Raw genomic sequence first — 21,500 nt, 5'->3', positions numbered from 1 at the left:
ATCGGAATTATCCAACAGAGTAATAAAGCTGTCCTGATAGTTCTCTCTTGCCCCATGCTGAAAATTGCTTTATGAACACCCCAAAAAATCCAGGCATCACCCAAATTCATCGAAACACCCCTTGCTATCCATCTCGCCTATTGGATTTGTACGACCCTCCCAATTCACTCTATATATGTGGGGATATTCGCTTGCTGGATTTCCCAATGATCGCCATTGTTGGATCCCGCAAGGCCAGCCAAGAGGGGATCAACAATGCCCACTATTTTGCTCAAGCCCTATCTGCAGAGGGCTATCTCATTATTTCGGGCCTGGCCAGGGGTATTGATGGCGCCGCCCACTTGGGTGCCCTTGGACAGAAACAGGACCAGCCAACCATCGCAGTATGCGGAACGGGGCTGGATATTGTGTACCCCAGAGAGCACCAAAGATTAGCCCAAGCGATTGGTAAGAGCGGCTTACTGGTATCTGAATTGAGGCCAGGGTTGGGGCCAAAAGCCTGGCACTTTCCACGCAGGAACCGCATTATTGCCGCCCTAGCACTAGGAATCCTAGTAATCGAAGCAGCTGAGCGCTCTGGCTCATTGATTACAGCCAGACTGGGGGTAGAGCTTGGTCGTGAGATCTTTGCAATTCCCGGGTCGATACATCACCCCCTATCCAGGGGCTGTCACCAGCTACTTCAGCAAGGCGCCAAGCTAGTCCAATCCCCAAAAGATATCCTCGAAGAGCTGGAAAATTGGTGAAAACTGCATTTAAACCCCTTTAAAGGCCTATTTTAGGTAAATTTAGGCATTAAAAGGGTGTTTCGAAGCCCCAAAAATTGAGGGTTTTGGACTTTTGTTAATTTATCGGTTAATAATAAAAAAGGGATGTGGGGAAGGTTGGCCCAAAAATTGATGTAATTTGGCCCCCTATTTGCATCCATTAAAAACATGATTTCAAGCTCAAATTTAGGCAAAACGCGTGGCAACTAAAGCAACTACCAAAAAAAGCAGCTCAAAGACTTCAACCGTGGATCACCCTAAGGCGCTGATCATTGCGGAGAAACCTTCTGTTGCGAATGACATTGCCAAAGCTTTAGGAGGCTTCACTAAATATGAGGACTATTTCGAGAGCGACAACTTTGTCATCTCCTCTGCTGTGGGCCACTTATTAGAAATTGCTGCCCCCGAGGAATTTGATGTCAAACGTGGCAAATGGTCGTTTGCAAACCTACCGGTTGTGCCGCCCTATTTTGATTTGCGTCCGATTGCTAAAACTGAATCGCGTCTCAAGGTGTTGCAAAAACTCATTAAGCGTAAAGATATCAACGAACTTATTAATGCATGTGACGCGGGCCGTGAAGGTGAATTAATTTTCCGCTTGATCGCGCAGCATGCGAAAGCCCCGCAGGCCATTAAGCGTCTCTGGCTGCAATCTATGACCCCAGCAGCGATTCGTGATGGCTTTGCCTCTCTGCGTAGTGATGCCGACATGCAGCCTCTAGCAGATGCAGCACGCTGCCGCTCTGAAGCAGATTGGATGGTTGGCATTAACGGCACTCGCGCAATGACTGCATTTAATAGCAAGAGCGGTGGATTCTTTTTAACGACAGTTGGTCGAGTACAAACACCAACCTTATCAATCGTTGTAGAGCGCGAAGAGCTGATTCGTAAATTTATCTCTAAAGACTATTGGGAAGTGAAGGCTGAATTTATTGCTGCAGCTGGCGTATATGAAGGCCGCTGGTTTGACCCCAAGTTTAAAAAAGATGTTGCTGCTCCAGATGCGCGCGAGAATCGCCTATGGAGTGAAGCTGCTGCACAAAGCATTGTGGCCGCGTGTCGCGATAAAAAAGCAAGCGTCAAAGAAGAGGCTAAGCCAGCAACTCAGCTAGCGCCTCAACTGTTTGATTTAACTAGTTTGCAACGCGAGGCCAATGCACGCTTTGGCTTCTCCGCCAAAAATACCTTGGGCCTGGCTCAAGCGCTTTACGAGCGTCATAAGGTGCTTACTTATCCACGTACGGATGCTAAGGCTTTGCCCGAAGATTATTTGGATACAGTGAAGCAGACCATGGAGAACCTAGCGGAGAGCTCATCAGAATATCGTCCATTTGCTAAACAAATTTTGCAAGGCGATCCTAAAGATCCAAAGGCAAAAGCTGGATATGGCTGGATCAAACCAAACAAACGTATTTTTGACAACTCAAAAATATCTGATCACTTTGCGATCATCCCAACCCTAGAGTCTCCAAAGAGTCTGAGCGAGCCAGAGCAAAAGTTGTATGACTTGGTAGTCCGTCGCTTCTTGGCAGTGTTTTATCCTGCTGCCGAGTTCCGTGTCACCACTCGCATCACCGAAGCATCGGGCCATCACTTTAAAACCGAAGGCCGTGTTCTAGTATCCCCAGGCTGGCTAACTGTCTATGGCAGATCCAACCAAGCAGATGATGAACTGGTGGCCGTACAAGAAGGCGAAACCGTACAAACTGAATCCATCTCCGCCATCCCATTAAAAACCAAACCCCCTGCTCGCTATACAGAGGCAACCTTGCTATCAGCTATGGAAAGTGCGGGCAAATGGGTCGACGATGATGAGATGCGTGAAGCCATGGCCGAAAAGGGCTTAGGAACACCTGCAACCCGTGCGGCGATTATTGAAGGCTTGCTAGCAGAAAAATATATGGTTCGCGAGGCGCGCGAGCTCATTCCTACAGCCAAAGCATTCCAACTAATGACATTGTTACGCGGACTGGATGTTGAGGAATTAACTCGCCCCGATCTCACGGGCAGCTGGGAAAACAAGCTCTCTTTAATTGAGCGTGGCGAGATGAATCGCGATACCTTTATGCAAGAAATTGCACAGATGACGCAACGCATCGTCAAGCGTGCGAAAGAGTATGACAGCGACACCATTCCTGGCGACTACGCGACTATGTCTACACCGTGCCCACACTGTAAGGGCGCAGTTAAAGAAAACTATCGTCGCTTTGCATGTGAGAAATGCGGATTCACGATTAGCAAAACTCCGGGCGGACGTGCATTTGAATATCCAGAGGTAGAAGAGCTGCTTCGTGAAAAAACTATTGGGCCGCTCCAAGGCTTTCGCAGCAAGATGGGCAGGCCATTTGCCGCAATTATTAAGTTAAGCGAAATTCCTGAAGATGATGCTGACTATCCAAATGCGGGCTTTAAGCTTGAGTTTGATTTCGGCAATACACAAGAAGATGAATCGGAAGCAATCGACTTTACCGGCCGTCAGGCTTTAGGTGTTTGTCCAAAGTGCTCTGGTGCCGTATATGAAGATGGTATGCGCTATCTTTGTGAAAACAATACCGGCCCAAATAAATCCTGTGATTTCAAAACGGGTAAGGTCGTTTTGCAACAAGAAATTTCTGCTGAGCAAGTTCAAAAATTGCTCGCCGAAGGCAAAACAGATTTGCTGACCAATTTCAAATCAAACCGTACTGGTCGTGGCTTTAAAGCCTATCTTGCTTTAGGTGCGGACGGCAAAATTGGTTTTGAGTTTGAAGCAAAAGCACCTAAAGCAGGTGCTGCTGCTAAAGCACCAGCAAAGAAACGTGCAGGCGCAAGTGCTGCCACTAAGTCTGCAGCAAAACCTAAGCGTGCCAGCAAAGCAAAGTCGTCTTCGAGCACCTGACTCGCAATCAGTTTGGCAGCCAAGGCCGACCACAAAATACCTCTTGACCCCAGGGCTGTTGCCAAAAATATCCCTGGGCGTTGAGTGAGCGCCCCAATAATCGGCAAGCGATCACCAGCAACACAACGTACGCCGACAAAACTTCCTGACTTCTGAAGATGGCTAACATCACCCTCTTCATAGTCCAGCAAACCCTTTGCCTGCTCGCGATTAAAGTCATCGCTTGTATCCCAATCCTGCAGATCGGACTCTCCTTCATCAAAGCTAGAACCCACTATCCACTGGTAACTTCCATCAGGTAATTTCTTGGCTGGCAAGCAATAGCCATCGCCCGAGATAGCAGTACGAGGTAGTTTTGGCACCCACGAACTATGTTTATTAATAGAAAAAATACTCAGCTGTCCGCGTACCGGCCTCAAGGGAAGTCGCACGTCGATACTTGCAGCTAAATTTTTAGTCTCTAGCGCTGCTGCAATAATGACTTTGTTGGCGGTCATGATGGTGATGCCCTGGGGATCGATCAATCGCCAGCCCGCAGGGGCTTTCTCCAATCGGGCTACCGAAGTATTCCAACGGCAAGTCAATTTTGGATTGGGAGACAACGCATCTTGCGTTGCTTCAAACAAATCCAAAGATGCCCCGCGAGGGAGCCAAATTCCGTCTTGAGAAATTCCACAAGCTTCCATTGCCTCATTTGCATACAGCGCCTGCGCCAAGCCTTCATCAAGATTGAGTGACTGCAAATAGTCTGAAACATCATCCCGATTAAAAACTTTATCCTTCTTATTTGGTTGAAAGATGCCATGCTGATTCCAGCGCTTGCCCCAGCGGGCTTCGGCCATCAAAAATGCAATGCGAGTTAAACGTAATAAACGGGGGGCACCTCGACCAACATGCGGATGAGCAATAGCGTAGGCGTGACTAGAACATGCTGATGCGGGATGGGAGGCTGAATCAAGGATGCAAACTGTTTGACCGCGTTCAAGCAGTTCATTGGCAATGCTAGATCCCGCAATGCCTGCCCCAATCACCACGATGTCATGGTGTTGGGGTGAGGTCATTAAATGCGGATGTTTTTGAAAAGGCTTCTTAAATTCCTAGGGGGTGCCTAGGCGTTTAAGCGCTTCTCAATTTTGCTACGAGCTTCGATTAACTCTTTAGGCAAACGCTCACCTAGATGCTCGAATAATTCTGAATGCAGCTTGAGCTCGTTTTTCCAATCGTCAACAGCAACGGTAATGGCTTTTTCAAACTTGTCTGCCGAGTAATCGAGGCCATTCCAATGCATATCAGCATGCTCTGGGCAAATACCAAATACAGTTTCTTTGCCTTTGGCTGCGCCTTCAGCACGGCCCAAGATCCAAGAAAGCACTCGCATATTTTCACCGAAACCAGGCCATACAAACTTGCCGTTTTCATCTTTGCGGAACCAGTTCACACAATAGATTTTTGGCAGCACAGCACCTTCAGCAGCAAGCTTGCTACCAATATTTAACCAATGCTGGAAGTAATCGCTCATGTTGTAACCAGCAAATGCAATCATTGCAAATGGATCGCGGCGAACAACGCCGACCTGGCCAGTAATCGCAGCGGTAGTTTCAGAGCCCATTGTGGCGGCCATGTAAACACCTTCTACCCAGTCACGTGCCTCACTTACCAATGGCACTGTGTTTGAGCGACGACCGCCAAACAAGAATGCATCAATCGCCACACCCTCAGGATTGTCCCAATTTGGATCTACTGCAGGATTATTTGTAGCAGCTACAGTGAAGCGTGAATTTGGATGTGCGGCTTTACGGCCAGCAGCGCCATCAGCAGGAGTCCAATCCTTACCTTGCCAGTCAATCAAATGGGCAGGAGGTGTATCAGTTAAACCTTCCCACCAAACATCACCATCATCAGTTAAGCCAACGTTAGTGAAGATCACATCTTGGTTTAATGAATCGAGACAGTTTGGATTGGTTTGGCGGTTTGTTCCGGGAGCAACGCCAAAGTAACCAGACTCTGGGTTAATCGCAAACAAACGTGTCTTACCTGTAACAGGGTCTTTGCGTGGCTTGATCCATGCAATGTCATCGCCAACTGTAGTGACCTTCCAACCCTCAAAGCCTTTTGGAGGAATCATCATAGAGAAGTTGGTTTTTCCGCAGGCAGATGGGAAAGCCGCAGCAATATGGTATTTCTTGCCCTCAGGTGAAGTTACGCCCAAGATCAACATGTGCTCAGCTAGCCAGCCTTGATCGCGCCCCATATTGGATGCAATACGCAAAGCAAAACATTTTTTACCTAGCAATGCATTGCCACCGTAACCAGATCCAAAAGACCAAATCTCGCGAGTTTCTGGGTAGTGAACGATGTATTTGTTTTTGTTATTAGGCCAAGCAACGTCTTTTTCGCCTGCAGCCAATGGCTTACCAACCGTGTGGATGCAAGGAACGAATTCGCCAGTGGCGCCAAGCTGATCAATCACGGCTTTGCCCATGCGGGTCATTAAGCGCATATTGATAGCAACATAAGGGCTGTCAGACAACTCAACGCCAATATGGGCGATTGGGGAGCCAATTGGGCCCATAGAGAATGGCACTACGTACATTGTTCTACCGCGCATGCAACCATCAAACAATGGTTGGAGGGTGGCACGCATTTCGCTTGGCTCTACCCAGTTATTAGTTGGGCCGGCATCTTCTTTTTTTGCAGAGCAAATAAATGTGCGGTCCTCAACACGAGCCACGTCATCAGGGTCTGATAGCGCTAAGAACGCATTTTTGCGTTTTGCTGGATTGAGACGCTTAAATACGCCCGCATTTACCAGCAACTCACAAAATTCATCGTATTCAGCCTGAGAGCCATCACACCAGTGAATCTTGTCCGGCTTGGTTAGAGCGGCAACATCTGCAACCCATTGAATGAGTTTTTGATTTTTTACGTACTCAGGTGCATTGGTATTGATAGTCATGAGAGTCCTATGAAATGTAATATTTTTGATCGCACTATTTTAACATTTTGGGCGTATTTTTAGGCGCAGGCCCACCAAGAGCAAACCCTTTACTTGCCAATACAAAACTGGCTAAATATCTTGCCCAAAAGATCATCTGGGAGCAGTTTTCCGGTGATCTGCCCAAGCTGATCTTGTGCTAAACGGAGCTCTTCTGCAAATAACTCCAGCGATATGTTGCCATCTGCAGCGAATTGTTGAGATTTATCTAGATGGGTTGCTGCTCGATCCAGACAATCGAGATGTCTTCTGCGAGCCACGATGGCACCCTCTTGAGAACCACCCCAGCCAACCGATTCTAGGATTTTTTGTTTTAAGGCCTCGATCCCATCGCCAGTCTTGGCCGAAATAAGTAAAGACGGATTTTCACTGTTGCCAAGCTTGGCACTGCCCAACAAGTCGGACTTGTTGTTCACCTCTAGGACGGGGCACTTTGGTGGGAGGGCCTTCAATATTTGGGTTTTTAACTCCAAAACAGCTGCGCTATCGATCGTATTAATTGAATTTGGGTCTTGCAGAAAAATAACTAGATCGGCAGCTCGTATTGCCTCCCAAGACCGCTCAATCCCCTTTGCCTCAACAAGATCGCTGGTCTCGCGTAAGCCGGCCGTATCAATGATGTGCATCGGGACACCGTTTATGGTGATGCTTTCCTTAACGCGATCCCTTGTGGTTCCAGCGATAGGAGTGACAATTGCCACCTCTTCACCAGCCAAGCGATTAAGAAGCGAACTCTTTCCAACATTGGGGGCACCAGCCAAAACTAGCTGAATGCCATCGCGCAAAATTTTGCCCTGTTTTGCACCCTCTCTCAGCTTGTGCAATTTTTCCATTACGGTGCTCAAGCGCTGGCGAGCTTGGGCATTCTCCAAAAACTCAATCTCTTCTTCAGGAAAGTCCAGGGTGGACTCAACCAAAATGCGTAATTGGGTGATTTCTTCTATCAAGCTATTAATGTCGTTTGAGAAGGCCCCTTGCAATGAGCGCGCCGCACCTCGTACTGCCGCCTCACTTTGAGCATCAATTAAATCTGCAATGGCCTCTGCTTGAGCTAAATCGATTTTGTTATTGAGGTATGCGCGCAAAGAAAATTCGCCCGGCTCTGCAATAACCAAGCCTTGATCTTTTCCCAGCTCGAGACACCGCTTCATAACCAACTCTAAAAGCTGGGGGCCCCCATGGCACTGCAGTTCCAAGACATCCTCACCAGTAAAGGAAGCAGGGGCAGCAAAGTAAATTGCAATCAGTTGGTCAATCGTCTCGCCTCGTGAATCACGTAGGGTAAGGAGATTGGTCTGGCGAGGGGTAAGCGCCTTATGAAACAGAGCTTGAGCCATTGGCAAAAGCTGTGGGCCGCTAATACGAATAACGCCAACCCCAGCCTTACCCGGCGCGGTGGCAACCGCAATGATGGGTAGCTTTCTCGTCATCATTGCGGGTACCCCTTGTTTATCTTTTTATCGACTAAAAATTTATTTAGCCGTCTTTTTTCCAAACATTTGATTGATTTGCCACTGCTGAGCAATTGAGAGTAAGTTGTTCACCACCCAATACAAGACCAAGCCTGCTGGGAAGAAGAAGAACATTACAGAGAATACGAGCGGCATATACATCATCACCTTCGCCTGAACTGGATCCGGTGGTGTTGGATTGAGTTTGGTTTGCACAAACATGGAGGCGGCCATAATGATTGGCAAAATGTAATACGGGTCTGGAACTGATAAATCATGAATCCACCCAATCCATGGGGCATTGCGCATTTCTACTGAGGACAGCAGAACCCAGTACAGCGCAATAAACACGGGGATCTGAATCACCACCGGCAAACAACCGCCCAATGGATTAATTTTTTCCTTGCGGTACATCTCCATCATGGCTTGATTCAGTTTTTGTGGTTCACCCTTGTACTGCTCTTTCATTGCAAGCAGGCGCGGCTGAACTTCCTTCATGCGTGCCATAGATTTATAGCTAGCAGCAGACAGCGGGAAAAACACCAGCTTAATTAGAATGGTCAACAAAATAATTGACCAGCCCCAGTTGCCCACATAAGAATGGATGTTGTCCAAGAGCCAGAAAATGGGTTTAGCCAAAATGGTTAAGTAACCATAATCTTTTAGCAACTCAAAGCCCGGAGCAATTGTTTCCAATACGCGCTCTTCTTGTGGCCCCACAAATAGTTTGGCTTTTTCAACAACTGTTGTGCCTGGTACAACTACGCCCAGCGGCACTTGCATACCGATTCGGTAAAGGTTGTTATCAATCTTTCCAGCATAAATATCTCGTGCCTCTTTATCGCTAGGAATCCAAGCACTAGCAAAGTAATGCTGAACCATAGCAATCCAAGCGGGGTCACCAGCTGGAACTTGCGTAGGAATAGTAATTTTGTTTTTATCAATCGCCGTGAATTCCAGCTTATTGAATTTTTCTTTTTCAGTGTATGTGGCTGGACCAGTGAAGGTGCTTGCTGAGAACGCGCCGTCAAAAGGTCCAATCTTTTGCTCTTGAGAAGCATCGCGAACGATTTCTGTGTACAGGACTAGTGGTACTGCGTTTGCATTGCTTTGTGTAACGCGGTGTCCAACATCAACCACGTAACTGCCAGCACTTAAGATAAAGGTCTTCTCTAGTTTTACGCCGTTGCGCTCGCTTACTAAAACAATGAAGGGGTTGCCTGAACCGTCTTTACCGGACTGCGCCAACTTAAATGTACTGGTGTGATTCGGCAGGTCTACATTACCTAAGGCAATTAACCCGGAGCGTGCAAAATATTTATGATTTTGTGTGTATTGAAACAGCTCAACCTGTTTTTTTTCTGGTGTGAGCTGCTTAGGCAGTGTTGCATCAATGATGGTGCCGCCGTTTGCACTAATCTCCAAAATCAATACGTCATTTTTCAAAACAAACTTTTCAGCTGTTTCTATTGCTCCAGCAACAACCATAGGCGTTTGGTTTGGGGCTGGAATACTTGGATTTTGTACGGGTGATGGAATATCGATTTTGTTCGCCGTTGTCTTATCGGCCACAGCGGCAGTATTGACAGGGCTCCCACCAAACATCGATGGCTTTCCTTCATGAACTTGCCAGTTGTTGTACAACAAGAGGCCCGACATGGAAAAGATTGCCCAAAGAATTGTTTTTTTATAGTCCATTTGCATTCACTTAATGATGATGAGATGTTGGTTTTACTGCTGGGTCGTATCCACCCTGTGACCATGGATTACAACGCAAAATACGCCACAGCACTAGCCCAAAGCTTTTAAAAAACCCGTAATTCGCAAAGCAGTCACATGCGTATTGAGAGCAAGAGGGCGCAAACTTACAATGCATGCCAACAAAAGGGCTAAGCGCTATTTGATAGAGCCGCACAAATTTAATGGCCACTTTGTTTATTGAATGCACGTTAAATTAGCCCTGCAATTTGTGTTCGCAGAATTTCTTTTTCTTTGCTTCTGAGTCTGCCGCGTGTTTCGCGACCAATTGGTTTTTTCAGCTTCACCACAACATCACTGTTGAGATTGATAGCTTGAGCGCCCCTGACTAGTTCTCGGATCATGCGCTTTAATTGGTTCCGGTCTACCGCACGCTTAGCTAATTTTTTGGCTACCGCAATACCTAAGTCGGGTTTAGTGCCCTGATCGGAAGATGCCAAATACAAACCCCAATACAAACTTGTCTTGGGGCGTGTTTTCAGTAACTCAGAAATCCTGGCGCTATTCAACTGCTAAATTAAACAGCCAGACGTTTGCGGCCTTTAGCGCGACGTGCGTTTAATACTGCGCGTCCGCTCTTGGTTTTCATGCGAATACGAAATCCGTGGGTGCGTTTGCGACGTGTTACTGAGGGTTGGTATGTTCTTTTCATGATTCATCCTGCAAAACCCCGTATTTTCCTTGTTGCCAAGCAAAAGGTCAACCGCCACGGAAGAATATATAGGTATTTTTCTCTATTTTATTGGCGGTAATTATATAAGCGATTGATTTTATTAAGTTTTCTATTTTTATTCACAAGTTATCCACAGGTTTTCCACGTTTTTCCAGCTTGTGGATAACTTTATCGGCTCGCTACAATGGATCCTCCAAAAATATGAGCAACTTACAAAATCCCCCCACATTGAATTCACTCAGCCCATTGGGGTTTTGGGACGGCGCACTTGGTGCGCTTGCTCGCGAACTTTCCCCCCAACAATTTAAGACTTGGATTCAACCATTAAGCTTGGTTTCTTATGATGAAAGTGAGCAATCACTCATATTGGGAGCCCCAAATAGATTTAAGCTTGATTGGATTAAAAAGACTTTTTCCGACCGCCTCCAAGAGATGGCAGACGAGTATTTTGGCCACCCAATCACCCTGAGTTTTGTTCTCAACATTGAGGGGTCGAGCGCGCAGTCGCCGGAGATCAACCCACCTCCTCAAGATAAATTTGAGCCACAAGAGGTGCTAATGGGTTCGGACAACAGCTCTACAGAGGAACAGTCTTTTGAAATTGAAGACCACTCTAAATTAAACCCAAACCTTACTTTTGAGACTTTTGTGACGGGTAAGGCGAACCAACTTGCAAGGGCGGCATCTATTCAGGTTGCCCATAACCCGGGCACCTCATATAACCCCATGTTTTTATATGGTGGGGTTGGCTTAGGCAAAACACATTTAATTCATGCGATTGGGAATCACCTTCTAAAAGAGAAGCCAAATGCTCGAATTCGATACATTCATGCTGAGCAGTATGTCTCTGATGTGGTTAGGGCTTATCAGCAAAAGGCTTTTGACCGATTTAAGCGTTATTACCATTCACTGGATCTGATTTTAATAGACGATATTCAATTTTTTAGCGGCAAATCCAGAACTCAAGAGGAGTTTTTCTACGCCTTTGAGGCGCTGCTAAGCAATAAAGCCCAGGTCATCATCACAAGCGACACCTACCCCAAGGAAATGGCTGGAATAGATGATCGATTAATTTCACGCTTTGATTCAGGGCTTACGGTTGCAATTGAACCGCCAGAGCTGGAAATGCGAGTCGCTATTTTGATGAAAAAAGCTCAAAGTGAGGGCATCCCAATGAGTGAGGATGTGGCTTTTTTTGTGGCAAAACACCTCAGATCAAATGTGCGCGAGCTTGAGGGGGCGTTAAGGAAAATTTTGGCATTTGTACGCTTCCACGGCAAAGAGGTCACGATTGATGTGGCTCGAGTAGCCTTAAAGGACCTACTCTCAATACAAAATCGCCAAATTTCTGTTGAAAACATACAAAAAGCTGTTGCGGACTTTTACAGCATCAAAGTGGCTGACATGTATTCAAAAAAGCGCCCAGCAAACATTGCTCGACCCCGTCAAATTGCTATGTTTATGGCCAAAGAGCTGACCCAAAAGAGCCTGCCAGAGATTGGCGAGCTGTTTGGTGGGCGAGACCACACAACTGTTTTACATGCGGTTCGAAAGATTGGTGAGGAACGCTCCCACGACGGGCAACTTAATCACGAAATCCACGTTATCGAGCAAACCTTAAAGTCTTAGGTTTTTTGCCTGTGGATAAGGTTGTGGATGGCTCAATGGATAACTTTGGGGACAACATGTGGATAAATTGTGGAAAGCTGGCGCTTCATGCAAAAATAGGGTGTTGATAAAAAGTTATCCAATATTTATACAGCGTTTATACAAAAGTTTTCCACAGGTTTTTTTGGTTTTAATGGGTTGTTTTATATAAGGTTTTTGAGTTATCCACTGAAAAAAGAAGCCTTATTACTACTACTACTAAGATATATACAAGGATTTAAAAGCAATGCAACTCGTAAACACTTCGCGCGATAGTTTATTGAAACCACTCCAGGTAGTTAGTGGCATTGTTGAACGTCGACACACCCTACCAATTTTGGCAAACCTATTGTTTAAAAAACAGGGTGACAAGGTATCCTTTGTGTCGACGGATATAGAGATTCAAATTACCACTAACGCTAGCTTTGGTGTTGGTGCTGAGGATGTCACCACTACGGTGGCCGCAAGAAAGTTGTTGGATATCTTACGTGCACTTCCAGAGGGCCCGGTTGCACTCAATCTTAAAGACAACAAGATGGTTGTACAGAGTGGCAAAAGTCGTTTCTCTTTACAAACACTTTCTGCAGCTGAATTCCCTGTCATGCAAAGTGTTGGTGAGGTGACTGCAAGTTGGAAGATGACTCAAAAGAGTTTTCGTCAATTAGTTAGTCAAGTCCATTTTGCGATGGCGCAACAAGATATTCGTTATTACCTAAACGGTATGTTGTTGGTTGTTGAAGGTAAACAAGTGATTGCAGTGGCCACCGATGGTCATCGCTTGGCTTACTCTCAAGTTGAGCTGGCGGAAGCTTCTGTGGGTTCTGGGCAGAGACAGGAAATCATCATTCCACGTAAAACAATTTTGGAGTGTCAACATCTACTTGAAGATTCGGATGAGTTGTTAGAGATGACTCTTACATCAAATCAAGTGAAGTTTTCATTTGGTGATATCGAGTTAATTTCAAAACTCGTGGAAGGAAAGTTTCCTGATTTTCAACGCGTGATTCCTAAGGGGCATAAAAACTCCTTAGTGGTTGGGCGTGATGTTTTGCAGTCAGCCCTACAGCGTGCAGCAATTCTGACAACTGATAAATTTAAAGGTGTACGTTTTTCTTTGTCGCCAAATCGAATTACCGTTCAATCGACCAACGCCGAACAAGAAGAGGCGCAAGAAGAGATTGAAACTGAATACAGTGGTGATGCAGTTGAGATTGGTTTCAATGTGAGCTATCTCTTAGACGTTTTATCAAACTTGAAAAATGAAAAAATTCAAATTAGTTTGGGTGATGCCAATAGTAGTGCTGTGATTACCTTACCTGGTTCTGAAGATTTCAAGTATGTTGTGATGCCAATGCGTATTTAATTTAGAAAAAAATGACTGAAGAAAAAAAAGTAGTAGAGCAGTACGGTGCATCATCGATCCAAATCTTAGAAGGTCTTGAGGCTGTTCGTAAACGTCCAGGGATGTACATTGGAGACACCTCCGATGGCACGGGTTTACACCATTTGGTTTTTGAGGTTTTAGATAACTCAATTGATGAAGCATTAGCAGGATATTGCTCTGAAATTACTGTCGTCATTCAAACTGATAACTCTATATCTATAGTTGACAACGGGCGCGGCGTTCCAACGGGGATTAAATACGACGACAAGCATGAGCCAAAAAGAAGTGCGGCTGAAATTGTGATGACTGAGCTGCATGCTGGCGGCAAGTTTGACCAAAATAGTTATAAGGTTTCTGGTGGCTTGCATGGTGTGGGTGTTAGTTGTGTAAATGCGCTCTCAAAATGGCTGAAGCTTACTATTCGTCGCGACGGTAAAGCGCATTACATGGAGTTTGCGCGTGGTGTTATTCAAAACCGCAACATTCAAGAAGAAAATGGTGTTGCAGTTTCACCGATCACCATTACAGGTGATACCGCCTTATCTGGTACTGAGGTACATTTTTTAGCGGACGAAGAAATTTTTGGAAACATTGAGTTTCATTATGAAATTCTTGTAAAGCGTATTCGTGAACTCTCATTTCTAAATAATGGTGTTCATATCAAATTAATTGATCAACGCTCTGGTCAAGAAGAGGATTTTGCTTTCTCTGGCGGTGTTAAAGGTTTTGTCGAATACATCAACCAAACTAAAAATGTTTTACACCCTAATATTTTTTACGCAGAAGGTATTCGCCCGTCAGACTTAGGTGGCAACATTACTGCTGAAGTATCTATGCAATGGAATGATAGTTTTAGTGAGCAGGTTTTATGTTTCACTAACAACATTCCACAGCGCGATGGTGGTACCCACTTAACCGGCTTGCGTGCTGCAATGACCCGCGTTATCAATAAATACATTGATGAGCATGAGGTTGCTAAAAAGGCCAAAGTAGAAATTTCTGGTGATGATATGCGTGAGGGCCTAGCTTGCGTATTGTCAGTCAAAGTGCCTGAGCCAAAATTTTCGAGCCAAACAAAAGATAAATTGGTTTCTAGTGAGGTTCGCGGACCAGTAGAGGAAATTGTTGCAGAAGCCTTGAGCGCTTATCTACAAGAGCGTCCAGCCGATGCAAAAATCCTTTGCGGAAAAATTGTAGATGCTGCACGTGCTCGTGAAGCAGCTCGTAAAGCTCGTGATATGACTCGCCGTAAAGGGGTTTTAGATGGTTTGGGTCTTCCTGGAAAATTGGCGGATTGCCAAGAGAAAGACCCCACCAAATCTGAATTATTTATTGTCGAGGGAGACTCTGCGGGCGGTTCTGCTAAGCAGGGGCGTGACCGACGTTTTCAAGCGATTCTTCCTCTTAAAGGAAAAATCCTCAACGTTGAAAAAGCCCGATTCGACAAGATGTTGGCCAGCCAAGAGGTGGTTACTTTAATTACCGTTCTTGGAACTGGTATCGGTGTTGAGGAATACAAGGCTGATAAGTTGCGCTATCACCGCATCATCATCATGACCGACGCGGACGTTGACGGTAGTCACATCCGCACACTCTTACTCACATTCTTCTATAGACAGATGCCTGAGTTGATTGAGCGTGGTCATATTTATATTGCACAACCACCTTTATATAAGGTGAAGTTTGGTAAGAATGAGCAATACATTAAAGATGATGCAGAGTTGAATCAGCTACTCTTAAAAATTGCGCTGGAGACAGCATCACTACAAACCCCAACTGGTGAAATTATTGAGGGTGCAGCATTGGGTGAGTTGGCCAAACACTATCAAGTCATTCAATCAGTTGTGGATCGCCTATCACGCACCATTGACGAAGATGCTTTACGTGCAATTGCCTCTGGTACCCAGCTTAACTTAGACACAGAAAAGTCAGCACACGACTCTGCCGAGCTTTTGCGTCAGGCGCTTGCTGATTCTTTAAATCCTCTATCGCTACCCCCAGAAATTATTGTGCAAAAAGAAGAGCGCACCGATCGTTATAAATTGCTGCTATCTCGCCGCATTCATGGCAATCTAAAGTTATCAGCAATTAACTCTGATTTTGTTCATGGTGATGATTATCAAAGCCTGTCAAATGCTGCTGCAGTTTTATCGGGCAAAGTGTTGCCGGGCTCAAAGGTTCGCCGTGGTGATCCAGATAAAAATCAAAAAGAACAAGCCATTCAAGATTTCAGGGCCGCCTTCTCTTGGTTGCTTTCCGAAGCTGAGCGTGTGCTCAGTCGTCAGCGCTATAAGGGTCTTGGTGAGATGAACCCGTCTCAGTTATGGGAGACCACCATGGATGCTGGTTCAAGAACTCTGCTCCAAGTCAAAATTGAAGATGCGATTGCTGCTGACCAGGTCTTTACTACATTGATGGGTGATGAGGTTGAGCCGCGCCGCGCCTTTATTGAGAAAAACGCTTTAATTGCTCGCAACTTGGATGTTTGATTAGATGGGTAAAAAGAAATTGGCTGTACCGAGCGTAGATAGGTCTTGCATTGTTGTTAAGTCCTCACCCATTCACGGTAAAGGTGTGTTTGTTGCTAAACCCATTAAAAAGGGTACGGCCATCATTGAATACAAGGGGGAGAGGATTAGTTGGAAGTTGGCAGAGAAGCGCCACCCACACGATCCAAAAGACCCAAACCATACTTTTTACTTTTCGCTAGAAGATGGAAGGTGCATTGACGCTAAGTATGGTGGCAATGCAGCACGTTGGATTAATCACTCATGCAAACCCAGCTGTGAAACAAGAGAAGATAGTTTTGATGGTGAGCCTCGCGTCTTTATTTATGCGAAACGTGACCTTAAAGTGGGTGAAGAACTTTTTTATGATTACTCACTTGATGTTGAGGGCCGAGTCACCAAGCAAATGAAAAAAGACTACGAGTGTCGTTGTGGTGCCAAAAAGTGTCGCGGCACCATGCTGTCCCTTGACGGCAAATAATTCTAAAAATGTTATTTGTTAGCATTCAAGAGTTGGAGGCGGCCATCAACTATTGGCGCAGCCAGTCACCCGCGGTTGGTGAAGAATTGCATTTGTGTCCTGAGGCTGCAGCGCTTGCAAAACCCTATGCCCTGATGATTGTCCAGGGGGCTCAAAGGGTTCCCATGGATGTATTGGATGAAATGGCCAAGACAGCAATCCAAACTTTTTTAAAAAATACCCAAGCAACTTAAACAACACACCCTTTATGTATTTAGGGTTATCGCTATATTAGTAAACACTCTCTTGGAGTATCCTCAAACTCTTGCCTAAGAAGTGGCGTGAGGAATTGAGTTTGCAAGAAACAATATTAAAAACAATTGGTCTTGGAAAAACCTTCAAGGGTTTTTCCGCGGTGAGTGACGTCAACTTGGATGTTGCTCGTGGAACTATCCACGCCTTGATTGGGCCTAACGGGGCAGGCAAAACTACCTGCTTTAATTTACTCACCAAGTTCTTGGAGCCTAGCGCGGGCCAAATTTTATTTAACGGCTTTGATATCACCAAAGAGAAGCCCGCCCAAATCGCGCGTCGTGGTGTGGTTCGGTCATTTCAGATTTCCGCTGTTTTCCCACATTTAACTGTTTTAGAGAATGTTCGTGTTGCACTGCAGCGAGGATTGGGCACCGAATTCCATTTTTGGAGGTCTGGGGACTCTCTGAACGTGCTTAATGAGCGAGCTGAAGAGCTCTTATGTGAGGTTGGGTTGGCTGATTTTGCCCATGAGGAAACTTTAAACCTGGCCTATGGACGTAAAAGGGCACTAGAAATTGCCACCACTATGGCTATGGAGCCCGAACTCATGTTGCTGGATGAGCCCACGCAGGGCATGGGTCACGAAGATGTTGAGCGCGTCACCGAGTTAATTGATCGGGTGGCTAAGGGTAGAACTATTTTGATGGTTGAGCACAATATGAAGGTGGTTTCATCTATTGCCGACCGAATTACGGTATTACAACGGGGCTCGGTTTTGGCTGAAGGCTCCTATCATGAGGTTTCAAACAACCCCCTGGTGGTAGAGGCTTATATGGGTAGCCATGGGGGCGATAGCATATGAGCACCATGGCGCTAGAGGTTAAAAACCTTGAATCTTGGTATGGCGAGTCCCACATTCTTCATGGTGTGAACTTTTCTGTTCGCGATGGTGAGGTGGTAACCCTGTTGGGTCGCAACGGGGCAGGCCGAAGCACCATCTTAAAAACCATCTTAGGTCTAACCAGCAAAAGAACGGGGTCAGTAGAGATTTATGGCACCCAAACCATTGCGATGCCAACCTATAGAATCGCCCGCCTAGGGGTTGGCTTTTGTCCTGAAGAGCGCGGTATCTTTGCTAGCTTAAGCGCTGAAGAGAATTTGTTGTTGTTGCCAGAGATTGCTCCTGGCGGCATGGGTTTAGATGAGATTTATGAGATGTTTCCCAATCTCTACGAACGACGTAATAGTCCTGGCACAAGGCTTTCGGGTGGTGAGCAGCAGATGCTCGCAATGGCACGTATTTTGAGAACGGGCGCAAAACTCCTATTGTTGGACGAAATTACCGAAGGCCTGGCCCCGGTGATTGTTCAAAAATTGGGTGAGGTGGTAACTAGTTTACGTAACAAGGGCTTCACTATTGTGCTGGTGGAGCAAAACTTCCGCTTTGCTGCCCCCTTGGCTGATCGGCATTATGTGGTTGAACACGGCAACGTGGTTGAGGTTGTCAATCAAAGCGAGCTTACTGAAAAAGCAGGCTTATTAAATGAGTATCTTGGTGTCTAGTAGTTATTTATAGGAGACGTAAATGAAGTTAAAGCAAATTACCGCGTGTCTGGTAGCGACAACCCTTTTTGGATCAAATCCAGTATTCGCGCAAACATCCAAAGTGAGTGGTGACGTAATCAAGATTGGTGTCTTAACAGATTTATCATCAACTTATTCTGACTTAGCTGGCCCTGGTGCAGTGATTGCAGCAAAAATGGCAATCGCTGACTTTTCAAAAGACGGCACTGTTATTGGTAAGAAGATTGAGCTCGTTAGTGCTGACCATCAGAACAAGGCAGATATTGCCGCCAATAAAGCGCGTGAGTGGTACGACAAAGACGGTGTTGATGTGATTGTTGAGCTGGTCTCAACCAACGTTGCTCTTGCTGTAATGGAAGTGGCAGAGCAAAAAAACAAAATTACTTTGGTATCTGGCGCAGCCTCCTTACCAATTACCAATGAAAAATGTACTGCCAATAACGTGCATTGGACTTACGACACTTATGCGCTTTCAAACGGCACAGCTAAAGCTGTTGTAAAGCAGGGCAAAAAGAACTGGTACTTCCTTACTGCTGACTATGCTTTCGGAGCGGCTTTAGAGAAGGACTCCACCAATGTTGTTAATGCTAACGGCGGTAAAGTGCTTGGAACTAGTAAGCACCCATTTCCGAATAGCGACTTTTCTTCATACCTCCTGAAAGCACAGGCTAGTGGTGCTGATGTTGTAGCGTTGGCAAATGCGGGTCAAGACACCATCAACTCTGTTAAACAAGCTTCCGAGTTTGGTATCAACAAAAAACAAACAGTTGTTCCTTTGCTAATGTTTATCTCTGATGTTCACTCTTTGGGTTTGAATGCAGCCCAAGGTATGTACTTAACCGAAGGCTTCTACTGGGATAAAGATGAGAAAACACGCGCGTTTTCTAAGCGCTTCATCTTGCAACATAAGCGCATGCCAACCAGTGTTCAAGCCGGTGTTTACTCATCTGTTCTCGCCTATTTAGCCGCAGTTCAAAAAGCGGGCACAGATGATACTCAAGCTGTAATGAAGGCTTTGAGATCCACCAACATTGATGATGGTTTGTTTAAAGGAAAAATCCGTGCTGATGGTAAGTTTGAGCATGATATGTATTTGCTTGAAGTGAAGAAGCCATCTGAATCCAAGAGCCCATGGGATTATTACAACGTCAAAGCGGTGATTCCGGCTGCTGAGGCAACACAACCACTTTCATTGTCACGATGCAAGTTGGTTACTAACAAGTAATCTATTTCTTATTAAGCATGTTTGAACTTCTTGGAATTACCCCACAAGGGCTGGTTGCTCAGCTCTTGGTGGGGCTTATTAATGGCTCTTTCTATGCCATTTTGAGTTTGGGTTTGGCCATTATTTTTGGCCTACTCAACATCATTAATTTTTCTCATGGTGCTCAGTACACCATGGGCGCATTCGTTGCGTGGATTGGTCTAACTCAGGTTGGTCAGTGGATTGGTTTTCCAGAGTTTTCAATTAATTATTGGTTTGCACTAATTCTTGTGCCCCTAGTGATGGCAGGTTTCGGTTTGATACTTGAGCGCACTATGCTCAGGCGCCTTTATCACCTGGATCATCTTTATGGCTTGTTATTAACCTTTGGTTTGGCGCTCATTATTGAGGGCATGTTTCGTCACTGGTATGGAATTTCTGGTGAGAGCTATTCAGCCCCTGAGATATTGCAGGGCGCCATCCCATTAGAGTCGATTGGCATTATTTTGCCCAAGTATCGCTTGTGGGTGGTGGTGGCCTCATTGGTAGTTTGTTTTTCTACTTGGTTTGTTATAGAAAGAACAAAGTTGGGTGCATACCTTCGTGCCGGAACTGAAAATCCAAAACTGCTTCAAGCGTTTGGTATCAATGTACCTTTAATGATTTCTTTGGCCTATGCCTATGGTGTAGGTCTTGCTGGTTTTGCTGGTGTTTTAGCAGCACCAATTTTTCAAGTGAATCCATTGATGGGTTCGAATCTCATCATTGTAGTTTTTGCGGTTGTTGTGATTGGCGGCATGGGCTCAATCATGGGCTCTATTTTGACTGGCCTGGCTTTAGGTTTAATTGAAGGATTAACTAAGGTGTTTTATCCAGAAGCATCTGGCGTAGTAATTTTTGTGATCATGGCAATTGTGTTGCTTATTCGTCCTGCTGGACTTTTCGGCCGGGAGAAATAAAGTGAACTCAAAAACAAAATTGTTGTACGGCATTCTGGTTTTAATTGCCCTATTGCTACCTTTTCAAGACTTCATCTATTTAGTGTTTGCAATGAAGGTGTTGTGCTTTGCCCTCTTTGCTTGTGCCTTCAATTTGTTGTTGGGTTTCACGGGCCTCCTTTCTTTTGGTCACGCCGCATTTTTTGGAACCTCTGCTTACATTACTGCTTATCTTTGTAAAGAGGCCGGCCTGTCTCCTGAGTTTGGAATTGCTTTAGGTGTGCTGGGCTCAGGCGCCTTGGGCTTTTTAATTGGCTCTTTAGCAATTCGTCGGCAGGGTATTTATTTTGCGATGGTGACGTTAGCTCTTTCGCAGATGGTGTATTTCTTGGCCGTACAGCTTCCATTTACAGGTGGCGAGGATGGCATTCAAGGTGTGCCACGTGGAATGTTGTTCGGTTTGATTGATTTAAAAGATGACGTCAGCATGTATTACTTTGTGCTGGCCGTTTTCTTGTTGGGATTTGCGTTAATCGTTCGCACAGTGCATTCCCCATTTGGCCAAGTCTTAAAGGCTATTCGTGAAAATGAACCGCGCGCAGTTTCTTTGGGTTATGACGTTGATCGTTTCAAGCTAATCTCTTTTGTGATTTCAGCTGCGCTTGCTGGTTTGGCCGGTTCTTTGAAAACCCTTGTCTTCCAGTTGGCAACGTTGACGGATGTGCATTGGCATATGTCTGGCGAAGTGGTCTTAATGACTTTGCTTGGCGGCATGGGCACAATCCTTGGCCCAGTGGTTGGTGCAGGTATTGTGGTTGGCTTGCAAAATTACCTGGCTAATATTGGATCTTGGAGCACCATTGCAACAGGATTTATTTTTGTAATCTGCGTTTTGGCATTCCGTCGCGGAGTTGTTGGCGAAATTACACACCTCTTTAAGAAGAAAAATTGATTTAGGTTTTTTCTTATTCGTTTTTAGTGCGGCGCTTCGGCGCCGCA

The 21,500-nt window shown here is 45.5% G+C and carries 18 protein-coding genes and 1 pseudogene; 12 read left to right on the top strand and 7 right to left on the bottom strand.

From position 1 onward, the window contains the following. Positions 1-71: 71 nt before the first annotated feature. Both dprA and A2X74_RS09390 read left to right on the top strand, forming a co-directional pair. On the top strand, positions 72-746 hold the full coding sequence (gene dprA / locus A2X74_RS09395; RefSeq protein WP_293625183.1) for a DNA-processing protein DprA: 675 nt from the start codon (positions 72-74) through the stop codon (positions 744-746). A 220-nt stretch (positions 747-966) separates the two neighbouring features. Further along, a complete protein-coding gene (locus A2X74_RS09390; RefSeq protein ID WP_293625181.1) occupies positions 967-3,645 on the top strand; it encodes a DNA topoisomerase III in 2,679 nt (892 codons plus the stop codon). A gap of 59 nt (positions 3,646-3,704) precedes the next feature. Here the strand turns inward: A2X74_RS09390 and mnmC are convergent. From mnmC to rpmH, 7 genes and pseudogenes are all read right to left on the bottom strand, one after another. Continuing rightward, positions 3,705-4,706: pseudogene (gene mnmC, locus A2X74_RS09385) on the bottom strand (FAD-dependent 5-carboxymethylaminomethyl-2-thiouridine(34) oxidoreductase MnmC); the annotation flags it as partial. A gap of 47 nt (positions 4,707-4,753) precedes the next feature. Further along, the gene (locus A2X74_RS09380) at positions 4,754-6,601 is read right to left on the bottom strand and encodes a phosphoenolpyruvate carboxykinase (GTP) (RefSeq protein ID WP_293625179.1); all 1,848 of its coding nucleotides are present in this window, start codon (positions 6,599-6,601) and stop codon (positions 4,754-4,756) included. 89 nt (positions 6,602-6,690) lie between these two features. Beyond that, complete coding sequence (gene mnmE / locus A2X74_RS09375; RefSeq protein WP_293625223.1) at positions 6,691-8,070, bottom strand: tRNA uridine-5-carboxymethylaminomethyl(34) synthesis GTPase MnmE; 1,380 nt, start codon at positions 8,068-8,070, stop codon at positions 6,691-6,693. Between the two features lie 42 nt (positions 8,071-8,112). After that, entirely contained in the window at positions 8,113-9,789 is a 1,677-nt protein-coding gene (gene yidC / locus A2X74_RS09370; RefSeq protein WP_293625177.1) for a membrane protein insertase YidC, read from the bottom strand. Positions 9,790-9,799: 10 nt separating this feature from the next. After that, positions 9,800-9,967 (bottom strand): membrane protein insertion efficiency factor YidD, encoded by a 168-nt coding sequence (gene yidD, locus A2X74_RS09365; RefSeq protein WP_293625221.1) that lies wholly within the window; start codon positions 9,965-9,967, stop codon positions 9,800-9,802. A 73-nt stretch (positions 9,968-10,040) separates the two neighbouring features. Continuing rightward, positions 10,041-10,289, bottom strand: a complete 249-nt coding sequence (locus A2X74_RS09360) for a ribonuclease P protein component (RefSeq protein WP_293625175.1) — start codon at positions 10,287-10,289, stop codon at positions 10,041-10,043. Positions 10,290-10,366: 77 nt separating this feature from the next. Beyond that, positions 10,367-10,501 (bottom strand): 50S ribosomal protein L34, encoded by a 135-nt coding sequence (rpmH, locus tag A2X74_RS09355; RefSeq protein ID WP_011903922.1) that lies wholly within the window; start codon positions 10,499-10,501, stop codon positions 10,367-10,369. Between the two features lie 222 nt (positions 10,502-10,723). Between rpmH and dnaA the strand changes: the two genes are divergently transcribed. The 10 genes from dnaA to A2X74_RS09305 all read left to right on the top strand — a co-directional run bounded on the left by dnaA (position 10,724) and on the right by A2X74_RS09305 (position 21,453). Further along, the gene (gene dnaA, locus A2X74_RS09350) at positions 10,724-12,151 is read left to right on the top strand and encodes a chromosomal replication initiator protein DnaA (protein ID WP_293625173.1); all 1,428 of its coding nucleotides are present in this window, start codon (positions 10,724-10,726) and stop codon (positions 12,149-12,151) included. 265 nt (positions 12,152-12,416) lie between these two features. After that, on the top strand, positions 12,417-13,532 hold the full coding sequence (gene dnaN, locus A2X74_RS09345) for a DNA polymerase III subunit beta (RefSeq protein ID WP_293625171.1): 1,116 nt from the start codon (positions 12,417-12,419) through the stop codon (positions 13,530-13,532). A gap of 11 nt (positions 13,533-13,543) precedes the next feature. Continuing rightward, on the top strand, positions 13,544-16,042 hold the full coding sequence (gyrB, locus tag A2X74_RS09340; RefSeq protein ID WP_299765405.1) for a DNA topoisomerase (ATP-hydrolyzing) subunit B: 2,499 nt from the start codon (positions 13,544-13,546) through the stop codon (positions 16,040-16,042). A 4-nt stretch (positions 16,043-16,046) separates the two neighbouring features. Next, positions 16,047-16,541, top strand: a complete 495-nt coding sequence (locus A2X74_RS09335) for an SET domain-containing protein-lysine N-methyltransferase (RefSeq protein WP_293625169.1) — start codon at positions 16,047-16,049, stop codon at positions 16,539-16,541. An 8-nt stretch (positions 16,542-16,549) separates the two neighbouring features. Next, complete coding sequence (locus A2X74_RS09330; protein WP_293625168.1) at positions 16,550-16,774, top strand: DUF3717 domain-containing protein; 225 nt, start codon at positions 16,550-16,552, stop codon at positions 16,772-16,774. Between the two features lie 95 nt (positions 16,775-16,869). Beyond that, positions 16,870-17,637, top strand: a complete 768-nt coding sequence (locus A2X74_RS09325) for an ABC transporter ATP-binding protein (protein WP_293625219.1) — start codon at positions 16,870-16,872, stop codon at positions 17,635-17,637. Continuing rightward, positions 17,634-18,338, top strand: coding sequence for an ABC transporter ATP-binding protein (locus A2X74_RS09320; protein WP_293625167.1), 705 nt, complete (start codon positions 17,634-17,636; stop codon positions 18,336-18,338). Before A2X74_RS09325 ends, A2X74_RS09320 begins: the two co-directional genes overlap by 4 nt. Before the next feature lie 22 nt (positions 18,339-18,360). After that, the gene (locus A2X74_RS09315) at positions 18,361-19,584 is read left to right on the top strand and encodes an ABC transporter substrate-binding protein (protein ID WP_293625165.1); all 1,224 of its coding nucleotides are present in this window, start codon (positions 18,361-18,363) and stop codon (positions 19,582-19,584) included. Positions 19,585-19,601: 17 nt separating this feature from the next. Next, the gene (locus A2X74_RS09310) at positions 19,602-20,522 is read left to right on the top strand and encodes a branched-chain amino acid ABC transporter permease (RefSeq protein ID WP_293625163.1); all 921 of its coding nucleotides are present in this window, start codon (positions 19,602-19,604) and stop codon (positions 20,520-20,522) included. 1 nt (position 20,523) lies between these two features. Beyond that, the gene (locus A2X74_RS09305) at positions 20,524-21,453 is read left to right on the top strand and encodes a branched-chain amino acid ABC transporter permease (protein ID WP_293625161.1); all 930 of its coding nucleotides are present in this window, start codon (positions 20,524-20,526) and stop codon (positions 21,451-21,453) included. Positions 21,454-21,500 lie beyond the last annotated feature (47 nt).

This window comes from Polynucleobacter sp. GWA2_45_21 (genome assembly GCF_001830325.1).
Lineage (GTDB): Bacteria > Pseudomonadota > Gammaproteobacteria > Burkholderiales > Burkholderiaceae > Polynucleobacter.
This window is presented reverse-complemented; position numbering and strand designations above follow the sequence as displayed.

What these genes read in the sequence shown, in the direction of transcription:
- dprA (WP_293625183.1), top strand. Translation starts at nt 72, where the DNA reads ATGAACACCCCAAAAAATCCAGGCATCACCCAAATTCATCGAAACACC.
- dnaA (WP_293625173.1), top strand. Translation starts at nt 10,724, where the DNA reads ATGAGCAACTTACAAAATCCCCCCACATTGAATTCACTCAGCCCATTG.
- mnmE (WP_293625223.1), bottom strand. Translation starts at nt 8,070, where the DNA reads ATGACGAGAAAGCTACCCATCATTGCGGTTGCCACCGCGCCGGGTAAG.
- A2X74_RS09315 (WP_293625165.1), top strand. Translation starts at nt 18,361, where the DNA reads ATGAAGTTAAAGCAAATTACCGCGTGTCTGGTAGCGACAACCCTTTTT.
- A2X74_RS09320 (WP_293625167.1), top strand. Translation starts at nt 17,634, where the DNA reads ATGAGCACCATGGCGCTAGAGGTTAAAAACCTTGAATCTTGGTATGGC.
- yidD (WP_293625221.1), bottom strand. Translation starts at nt 9,967, where the DNA reads ATGCATTGTAAGTTTGCGCCCTCTTGCTCTCAATACGCATGTGACTGC.
- rpmH (WP_011903922.1), bottom strand. Translation starts at nt 10,501, where the DNA reads ATGAAAAGAACATACCAACCCTCAGTAACACGTCGCAAACGCACCCAC.
- A2X74_RS09310 (WP_293625163.1), top strand. Translation starts at nt 19,602, where the DNA reads ATGTTTGAACTTCTTGGAATTACCCCACAAGGGCTGGTTGCTCAGCTC.
- gyrB (WP_299765405.1), top strand. Translation starts at nt 13,544, where the DNA reads ATGACTGAAGAAAAAAAAGTAGTAGAGCAGTACGGTGCATCATCGATC.
- A2X74_RS09330 (WP_293625168.1), top strand. Translation starts at nt 16,550, where the DNA reads ATGTTATTTGTTAGCATTCAAGAGTTGGAGGCGGCCATCAACTATTGG.
- A2X74_RS09335 (WP_293625169.1), top strand. Translation starts at nt 16,047, where the DNA reads ATGGGTAAAAAGAAATTGGCTGTACCGAGCGTAGATAGGTCTTGCATT.
- yidC (WP_293625177.1), bottom strand. Translation starts at nt 9,789, where the DNA reads ATGGACTATAAAAAAACAATTCTTTGGGCAATCTTTTCCATGTCGGGC.
- dnaN (WP_293625171.1), top strand. Translation starts at nt 12,417, where the DNA reads ATGCAACTCGTAAACACTTCGCGCGATAGTTTATTGAAACCACTCCAG.
- A2X74_RS09380 (WP_293625179.1), bottom strand. Translation starts at nt 6,601, where the DNA reads ATGACTATCAATACCAATGCACCTGAGTACGTAAAAAATCAAAAACTC.